This window comes from Leifsonia sp. NPDC058292 (assembly GCF_042880955.1).
Taxonomy (GTDB): Bacteria; Actinomycetota; Actinomycetes; order Actinomycetales; family Microbacteriaceae; genus Leifsonia.
In genome coordinates this window covers 1-8,011 of sequence record NZ_JBHVYL010000065.1, presented here as the reverse complement: position 1 = coordinate 8,011, position 8,011 = coordinate 1, and the positions used below count along the sequence as shown (strand labels likewise).

Sequence of the window (8,011 nt, the reverse complement as noted above, 5' to 3'; positions counted from 1 at the left end):
CCGTCTGGGCGCCTGTCTGGACGGCGTGTTGGGACCCTTCAATCGTGCTTGCGGTCAGCGCCGGCGCAAGTGGAGGAGGTGCACGGCCAGGGTCGTGACTCCCGGGGTCGTGACTCCCGGTGCGGCCGCGTCTTGTGGGCGCGGGGCGCTGGGGGAAGCGTCTGACGTCGGGCGGTGATGCGCGGAGGGCCCCATCTGGACGAGCGCGTCTGCCACCGCGGGGGTGAGGTCGACCGTGGCTCGGATGGTCTGCGACTCGGCCAGGTCGAAGAGCGGCGATGCCGCGGTCACGATCGACGCTGCCTTGTCGTCGGGGATGTCGAGCATGGCTGTGTCAGCGCGGAGCTCGGCCAAATGCTCGGCAAGGGGCACCACCACGAGCACGGAACCCCCGGGCCTCAACACGCGCCGGAACTCCGGCAGGTTTCTCGGTGCGAACACGTCCAGTACGAGATCGCACGCCTCGTCACGGATGGGCAGCGGCTGCCACGTGTCGGCGACGAGACCGTCGATCGCGCCAGAGGAACGCACGGCCCGCGTGACGGCTGCCGGCGACAGATCCATCGCGAGGCCACGCACGTCGCCGTGCTCGTTCGCTTGCAGGCCGTCGTCGGCGACGGAGAGAGCCGCGGAGAGGGCCGCGCGGAGGTAGTAGCCGGTGCCGACGCCGGCGTCGAGAATACGCCGAGGCGATGTCGTGCGCACCGCCTCGGCGAGTGCTTCGGCGATGGAGGAGAAGACCCCGCCTTCGAGCACCGAGTCGCGAGCGTCGAGCATCGCGGAACTGTCGCCGATGAACTTGGTGCCACCGGCCACCAGATTGGCGTAGCCGCGTTTGTTGACGTCGAAGCGGTGTCCGTTGACGCATCCGAGTGTCAGGCGCTCCACGGGCGCCAGGGGCTCGTGACAGGCCGGGCAGCGGAGCCAGGAGGCGAGCGTGTCGATGGTCACAGGCTGCCTTTCACTGCGAGCGAGGTGCGGATGAGCGGAGACCGGTCTGACTCAAAGCGAAAGCGCCGGCGCACAGGAGTGCGGCCGGCGCTTTCGCGATGGTGAACCCGATCAGTGGTGGTCGTGACCGGACTCGAGCTCGCCCTTGGTCGGGGGCAGAATGCGGTCTTCGAAGAACCAGCGGGACATGCTCGCGCGCATCCTGTTGCCGGCGGTGATCTTGCCCTTGCTGTTCGGGCGGATCATCAGGGGCTCGTAGGCCTCGAAGCTCACCAGACGCCAGCGCTCGTACTCGTCGAGCTGCTCGTGCACCTCGATGAACTCGCCGCCTGGGAGCTTCACGATGCGGCCGGACTCGTAGCCGTGCAATGCGATGCTGCGGTCCTTCTTCTGCAGAGCGAGGCAGATGCGCTTCGTGAGGAAGTAGGCGAGGATCGGGCCGAGGATCAGCACAGCCTGGTTGGCGTGGATCACGCCCTCCATCGTGAGCTTGAAGTGCGTCGCGATGATGTCCGAGCTCGCCGCACCCCACAGGGCTGCGTAGAACGTCACGCCGGCCGCGCCGATGGCGGTGCGGGTCGCGGCGTTGCGCGGGCGGTCGAGGATGTGGTGCTCGCGCTTGTCACCGGTGACCCAGGCCTCGATGAACGGGTAGATCAGCACCACGACGATGAAGAGTCCGAGAACCAGCACCGGAGCGATGATGTTGAACGACCAGGTGCGGTCGAGCCAGACGAACTCCCAGCCCGGTGGCACGAGCCTCAGGGCGCCGTCGGCGAATCCGATGTACCAGTCGGGCTGGGTTCCGGCGGAGACGGGGGAGGGGTCGTACGGGCCGTAGTTCCAGATCGGGTTGATGGTGAAGAACGTCGCCATGAGCGCGATGACACCGAACACGATGAAGAAGAAGCCGCCGGCCTTCGCCGCGTACACCGGGAGCACCGGGTAGCCGACCACGTTGCCCTGCGTGCGGCCGGGAGCCGCGTACTGGGTGTGCTTGTGGATGACCACGAACATCAGGTGCAGCGCGATGAAGGCGAGCACGAGTGCAGGTAGCAACAGGATGTGCAGGGTGTAGAGGCGACCGACGATCGCTGTTCCCGGGAACTCGCCGCCGAAGAGGAGGAACGAGATCCAGGTGCCGACCACCGGAAGACCCTTGATCAGACCGTCGATGATGCGGAGGCCGTTGCCCGAGAGCAGGTCGTCGGGGAGCGAGTAGCCGGTGAAGCCCTCGGCCATCGCGAGAATGAACAGCACGAAGCCGATGACCCAGTTGATCTCGCGCGGCTTGCGGAACGCACCGGTGAAGAAGATGCGCAGCATGTGCAGGCCGATGGCCGCGACGAACAGCAGGGCGGCCCAGTGGTGGATCTGCCGCATGAGCAGCCCACCGCGGATCTCGAAAGAGATGTTCAGCGTGCTCGACATGGCCGCCGACATCTCGACGCCCTTCAGGGGCACGTAGGAGCCGTGGTAGACGACCTCGGCCATCGACGCCTGGAAGAAGAACGTCAGGAACGTTCCCGACAGCAGGATGACGATGAAGCTGTAGAGCGCGACCTCGCCGAGCAGGAACGACCAGTGGTCGGGGAAGATCTTGCGACCGAACTCCTTGACGGCGCCCGAGATGCTGGTGCGGTCTTCGATGTAGTTCGCGGCGGCTGCCGTGAACCCACCCTTCTTGACCTCAGTGGATGCCGCGGGAGGCGCGGCTGTTGTGGTACTCAATGACGCTCCCAGAAGCTCGGGCCGACGGGCTCGGTGAAGTCGCTGCGAGCGACCAGGTATCCGTCGGCGTCCACGGTGATCGGCAGCTGCGGCAGTGGACGCTTGGCCGGTCCGAAGATGACCTCGGCCTCGTGCGTGATGTCGAACTGCGACTGGTGGCACGGGCACAGAAGGTGGTGGGTCTGCTGCTCGTACAGTGCCACCGGGCAGCCGACGTGCGTGCAGATCTTGGAGTAGGCGACGATGCCGTCGTAGTTCCAGTTCTCACGGCCCTTGGAGACGTGCAGGTCTTGGGGCTTGAGGCGCATGAGGAGAACGGCCGCCTTGGCCTTCTCCTCGAGACGGTTCTCTTTCTCGTTGAGACCTTCGGGGATGACGTGGAACGCCGAGCCGAGGGTGACATCCGAGGCTTTGATGGGGGTGCCGGAGGGGTCGCGGGTGAGGCGGGTGCCCTTCTTCCACATCGTGTTGGAGAGCAGCTCGACCGGGTCTTCGTTCTGCGGTGCGAGCCCGCGGAAGAGCACGACGGCCGGCAGCGGGAACGCGATGAGCGCACCGATGAGGCTGTTGCGGACGAGCGTGCGCCGGTTGAAACCCGACTCCTCGTCGGCCTGGCGGAAGATCTCGACGGCCCGCTCGGTGGTGGCTTCACGGCCACGCACGGGGTGACGGAGGTCGACGCCCTCCTTCTCGTGCATGAGGGCCTTGCCCCAGTGCACCGCGCCGATTCCGATCGCCAGGAGGGCGAGGGAGATGCCGATGCCGATGAACAGGTTGTTCAGGCGCACCGAACCCGGGTCGTTGTCGTCGATGGGGAACGCCAGGTAGGCGGCGACAGCCCAGACGGAGCCGAGGATCGACAGGTAGAAGAGCGTGTAGACCGTTCGTTCGGCCCTGCGCTCCTTCTTGGGGTCCAGGTCGGTGACGCGGGGGCGATGCGGCGGGAACCCGGGGTTCTCGAGCTCATCGCGAACGACCAGGGCGGTGCCCGGGTCGCCCGTCCTGTGGACGTCGACGGCTGACGAACTGGCAGTGGTCAGCTCGTGACCGCTGTTATCGTCCTGTGCCATTGTTCTCCTTCGTGCGCTGTTTCATATGCCACGTACCGCCTAGTTCGACTTCGCAGTGATCCACACGGTCAGCGCGACGATGGCGCCGAGACCGAAGATCCAGAGGAAGAGGCCCTCGGCCACCGGGCCGAGCGAACCGAGCTCGAAACCACCCGGCGACGGGTTGTTCTGGATGTACTTGAGGTACGTGATGATGTCTGCCTTGCCCTGAGGGTTGATGTTCAGGTCGTTGAAGACAGGCATGTTCTGCGGGCCGGTGACCATGGCCTCGTAGATGTGCGCGGCGCTCACGCCGGTGAGCGGGGGAGCGTACTTACCCTCGGTGAGAGCACCACCGGCGCCCGCGACGTTGTGGCACATCGCGCAGTTGACGCGGAACAGCTCGGCGCCGTTGGCGGCGTCGCCCTTGCCGTCGAGGAACTTCTGCTCGGGGATGGACGGGCCGGGCGCAAGCGACGCGACGTAGGCGGCGAGCGCCTTCGTCTGCTCGTCGGTGAACTGCACCGGCTTCTCCTGGGCCTGCGGGCCCTGCATCTGCATCGGCATGCGGCCGGTTCCGACCTGGAAGTCGACGGCTGCTGCGCCGACACCGATCAGGCTCGGCGCGTTGGTGGTGCCCTGGGCGTCGAGCCCGTGGCAAGTGGCGCAGTTCGACTGGAAGAGCTTCTCGCCCTGGGCGATCGACTCCTGGGAGGCCGCGGCGGCCTGTGGCTCTGCCGACGCCGTGCTGGTGTTGAACGCTGCGTAAGCTCCGCCGGTGAGGCCGAGTCCGATGGCGATCAGGGCGACCGTGGCGAGGGGGTGACGGCGTCCGCCCTTTCGGGTGGTCTTCGTCTTGGTGCGGGTAATCGCGCGCATGGTTGAGAGGTCTGCTCCTGATTCCTATTTGAGAACGTAGATGACCAGGAAGAGCCCGATCCAGACGACGTCGACGAAGTGCCAGTAGTAGGACACGACGATTGCGCTCGTCGCCTCCTTGTGGCCGAAGGTCTTGACCGCGAAGGCACGGCCGATGACGAGGAGGAACGCGATGAGGCCGCCTGTGACGTGGAGGCCGTGGAACCCGGTGGTGAGGTAGAACGCGGAGCCGTAGGCGTTCGAGCTGAGCGAGATGCCCTCGGAGACGAGGGTCGCGTACTCGAGGATCTGGCCGGCGACGAAGACCGCTCCCAGGGCGTAGGTGAGCGTGAACCACTCGACCATGCCCCACTTGGCGGGGCTCCAGCCGGTGGCCCGCGGCTGCAGGCGCTCGGCGGCGAAGACGCCGAACTGGCAGGTGAACGAACTCGACACCAGGATGATCGTGTTCGTCAGCGAGTAAGGAACGTTCAGGTGCGCGGTCTCGGCAGCCCAGAGGTCCGGCGACGTGGAGCGGAGGGTGAAGTAGATCGCGAACAGGCCCGCGAAGAACATGACCTCACTGCCCAGCCAGACAATGGTGCCGACGGCCACCACATTGGGCCGGTTGATTGAGGGCGCACTCGCCGTAGGAGATATTGAGGTGCTCGTCACACCATCCATTATGGCTGAAAAGAAGCCGTGGTTTTCTCATCCGACAGGCGGGAATGCCTTTCTTTTCTGGTAAGGATGCCCTAAATTCCCATGCCATCGCGTGTTTCTCACGCATTTGCCGCCACTGGGTCCCTGGTCATGGAGAGCCGGCGGCTCAGTAGGATCGCAGTATGTCGGAAATGCGGTCCTGGTCGTCGATTCTCACCTCCTTGCTCGAACGGGAGGATCTCAGCGTCGCCGACGCGGCCTGGGCGATGGACCAGGTGATGAGCGGCGAGGCCACGGAGGCCCAGCTCGCGGCGTTTCTGATCGCTCTTCGAGCCAAGGGTGAGACGGTCGACGAGATCGTCGGCTTCCGTGACGCGATCCTCGATCACGCGATTCCGCTGAAGGTCGATCCGATGGCGCTCGACATCGTGGGAACGGGCGGCGACCGGTTCGGCACCGTGAACGTGTCGACGACCGCATCCATCGTCGCCGCTGCGACCGGGGTGCCCGTGATCAAGCACGGCAACCGTGCCGCCAGCTCGTCGTCCGGCTCCTCGGATGTGTTGGCCGCACTCGGCATCGACCTCACGCTCCCGCCGGAGAAGGTGGCCTCGGTGCTGGAGCAGGCGGGCATCACGTTCGCGTTCGCCTCCGCGTTCCACCCCGGCTTCGGCAACGCCGGCCCGGTGCGTGCGCAACTCGGCGTCCCCACCGTCTTCAACTATCTCGGCCCGCTCTGCAACCCGGCCCGACCGGAGGCCTCGGCCGTCGGCGTGGCGACCCTCGACAGGGTTCCGCTCTTCGTCGGCGTGTTCCAGACCCGCGGCGCCACTGCGCTCGTCTTCCGTGGCGACGACGGGCTCGACGAGATGTCGACGACGGGTCACAGCCATGTCTGGGAGGTCTCTCGCGGCCTCGTCACCGAGCACGACATCGACCCCAGGGATCTCGGCATCCCTCGGGCGAAGATGGACGACCTGCTCGGAAAGGACGCCGCGTACAACGCGAGCGTCGTACGTGCCGTGCTCGCGGGCGAAGAGGGCCCCGTGCGCGACATCGTGTTGCTCAACGCGGCGGCCGGACTCGTGGCATACGAGCTCGCGTCCGACCCGTCGAGGGTTCAGGAAGCCATCCTGGACCGGTTCCGTACGACAATGGCGGTCGCCGCCCAAGCGATCGACTCCGGGGCTGCGGCCGCGAAGCTCGACGAATGGGTGGCGGCGACGCACTGACAGCAGTGAAAGGAAGGGTTTCGATGAAGAAGCTCATCAACGGCGTCTCGGACGTCGTTACCGAGTCCCTCGACGGATTCGCGCGAGCTCATGCGGACATCGTCAAGGTGTCGCACGATCCTGATTTCGTGTCGAGAGCCGACGGCCCCGTGCAGGGCAAGGTCGGTCTGGTCAGCGGCGGCGGGAGCGGCCACGAGCCGTTGCACGCCGGATTCGTGGGGAAGGGGATGCTGGACGCGGCCGTGCCGGGGCCGGTATTCACCTCGCCGACGCCGATGCCGATCGTGGAGGCCACGAAGGCTGCCGACGGCGGCGCAGGGGTGCTCCACATCGTCAAGAACTACACCGGCGACGTGCTGAACTTCGAGACGGCCGCCGATCTGGTGGCTGCGGAGGGCATCACGGTGCGCTCGGTCGTGACCAACGACGACGTCGCGGTGCAGGACTCGCTGTACACGGCCGGTCGCCGTGGCGTGGCGGGCACGGTGTTGGTCGAGAAGCTCGCGGGAGCAGCGGCCGACCGGGGCGACGACCTCGATGGTGTGACCGCGATCGCCGAACGGGTGAACGCGAACGTGCGCTCGATGGGCCTCGCCCTCCGGGCCGGAACGGTCCCCCACGCGGGCGAGCCAGGGTTCGACCTGGCGGAGGACGAGGTGGAGTTCGGGGTCGGCATCCACGGCGAACCAGGGCGCGAGCGGATCAAGCTCGAGTCGGCGGACCAGCTGACCTACCGCCTGATGGCGGCCGTGCTCGACGATCTGCCGTTCGCATCCGGTGATTCGGTGCTCTTGTTCGTCAACGGGATGGGAGGCACGCCGCTGTCGGAGCTGTACATCGTCTTCCGCCGGGCGGCCGAGATCCTGGACGAGCGGGGCATCACTCTGGGACGCTCACTGGTCGGAAGCCTGGTCACGTCCCTCGAGATGCAGGGCGCGTCGATCACGGTGCTGAGGCTCGACGACGAACTGACGGCCCTGTGGGATGCGCCGGTGAACACCGCCGCGTTGCGCTGGGGAGTCTGAGCGCCGCGCTTCCACTACTGCAGGCAAGAGTTACGAAGAGGACAGGAGACGGCGGATGACGCTGGACACGGACTGGATCAAGGCCTGGATGACGGCGTCCGCGGCGGTGATCGACGAGCACAAGCACGAGCTGAACACACTCGACAGGGAGATCGGCGACGGTGATCACGGCGAGAACATGGATCGCGGGCTGCGTGCGGTCGTCGACGCCCTCGGCAAGCTTCCCGAGGACACGAAGCCGAACGCGGCCCTGCGGTCGATCGCGATGACGCTGATCTCGACGGTCGGCGGCGCGTCGGGCCCGCTCTACGGAACGGCTTTCCTCAAGGCCGCCGATCCGGTGGGCGATGCGGATGCGCTCGATCAGGCGACCGTCGTCGCGATGCTCGCCGCCGCACGGGACGGGATCGTCTCGCGCGGCAAGGCCGAGGCCGGCGACAAGACGATGGTGGACGCCTGGACGCCCGCCGTCTCCGCCGCCGCCTCAGCGCAGGAGGAGGGC

General features: G+C 66.6%; 8 protein-coding genes. 3 read left to right on the top strand and 5 right to left on the bottom strand.

Translation table 11 applies throughout. The features are described from left to right. Positions 1-54: 54 nt before the first annotated feature. From ACFVWR_RS18665 to ACFVWR_RS18645, 5 genes are all read right to left on the bottom strand, one after another. Positions 55-951 (bottom strand): putative RNA methyltransferase, encoded by an 897-nt coding sequence (locus ACFVWR_RS18665; RefSeq protein WP_387215789.1) that lies wholly within the window; start codon positions 949-951, stop codon positions 55-57. 111 nt (positions 952-1,062) lie between these two features. Beyond that, positions 1,063-2,682, bottom strand: a complete 1,620-nt coding sequence (locus tag ACFVWR_RS18660) for a cytochrome bc complex cytochrome b subunit (RefSeq protein ID WP_387215786.1) — start codon at positions 2,680-2,682, stop codon at positions 1,063-1,065. Then, entirely contained in the window at positions 2,679-3,752 is a 1,074-nt protein-coding gene (locus ACFVWR_RS18655) for a Rieske 2Fe-2S domain-containing protein (RefSeq protein WP_387215783.1), read from the bottom strand. Before ACFVWR_RS18655 ends, ACFVWR_RS18660 begins: the two co-directional genes overlap by 4 nt. 39 nt (positions 3,753-3,791) lie before the next feature. Further along, the gene (locus tag ACFVWR_RS18650) at positions 3,792-4,610 is read right to left on the bottom strand and encodes a c-type cytochrome (RefSeq protein ID WP_387215780.1); all 819 of its coding nucleotides are present in this window, start codon (positions 4,608-4,610) and stop codon (positions 3,792-3,794) included. A gap of 24 nt (positions 4,611-4,634) precedes the next feature. Then, the gene (locus tag ACFVWR_RS18645; RefSeq protein WP_387215777.1) at positions 4,635-5,273 is read right to left on the bottom strand and encodes a heme-copper oxidase subunit III; all 639 of its coding nucleotides are present in this window, start codon (positions 5,271-5,273) and stop codon (positions 4,635-4,637) included. Between the two features lie 161 nt (positions 5,274-5,434). Here ACFVWR_RS18645 and trpD point away from each other — a divergent pair, with 161 nt between their 5' ends. From trpD to dhaL, 3 genes are all read left to right on the top strand, one after another. Continuing rightward, positions 5,435-6,484 carry an anthranilate phosphoribosyltransferase gene (gene trpD, locus ACFVWR_RS18640; RefSeq protein ID WP_387215774.1) on the top strand — a complete coding sequence of 350 codons (1,050 nt, stop codon included), beginning with the start codon at positions 5,435-5,437 and terminating at the stop codon, positions 6,482-6,484. Positions 6,485-6,507: 23 nt separating this feature from the next. Next, on the top strand, positions 6,508-7,509 hold the full coding sequence (gene dhaK / locus ACFVWR_RS18635) for a dihydroxyacetone kinase subunit DhaK (RefSeq protein ID WP_387215770.1): 1,002 nt from the start codon (positions 6,508-6,510) through the stop codon (positions 7,507-7,509). Between the two features lie 55 nt (positions 7,510-7,564). Beyond that, a partial coding sequence (dhaL, locus tag ACFVWR_RS18630) for a dihydroxyacetone kinase subunit DhaL (RefSeq protein ID WP_387215767.1) occupies positions 7,565-8,011 on the top strand: 447 nt, incomplete at its 3' end.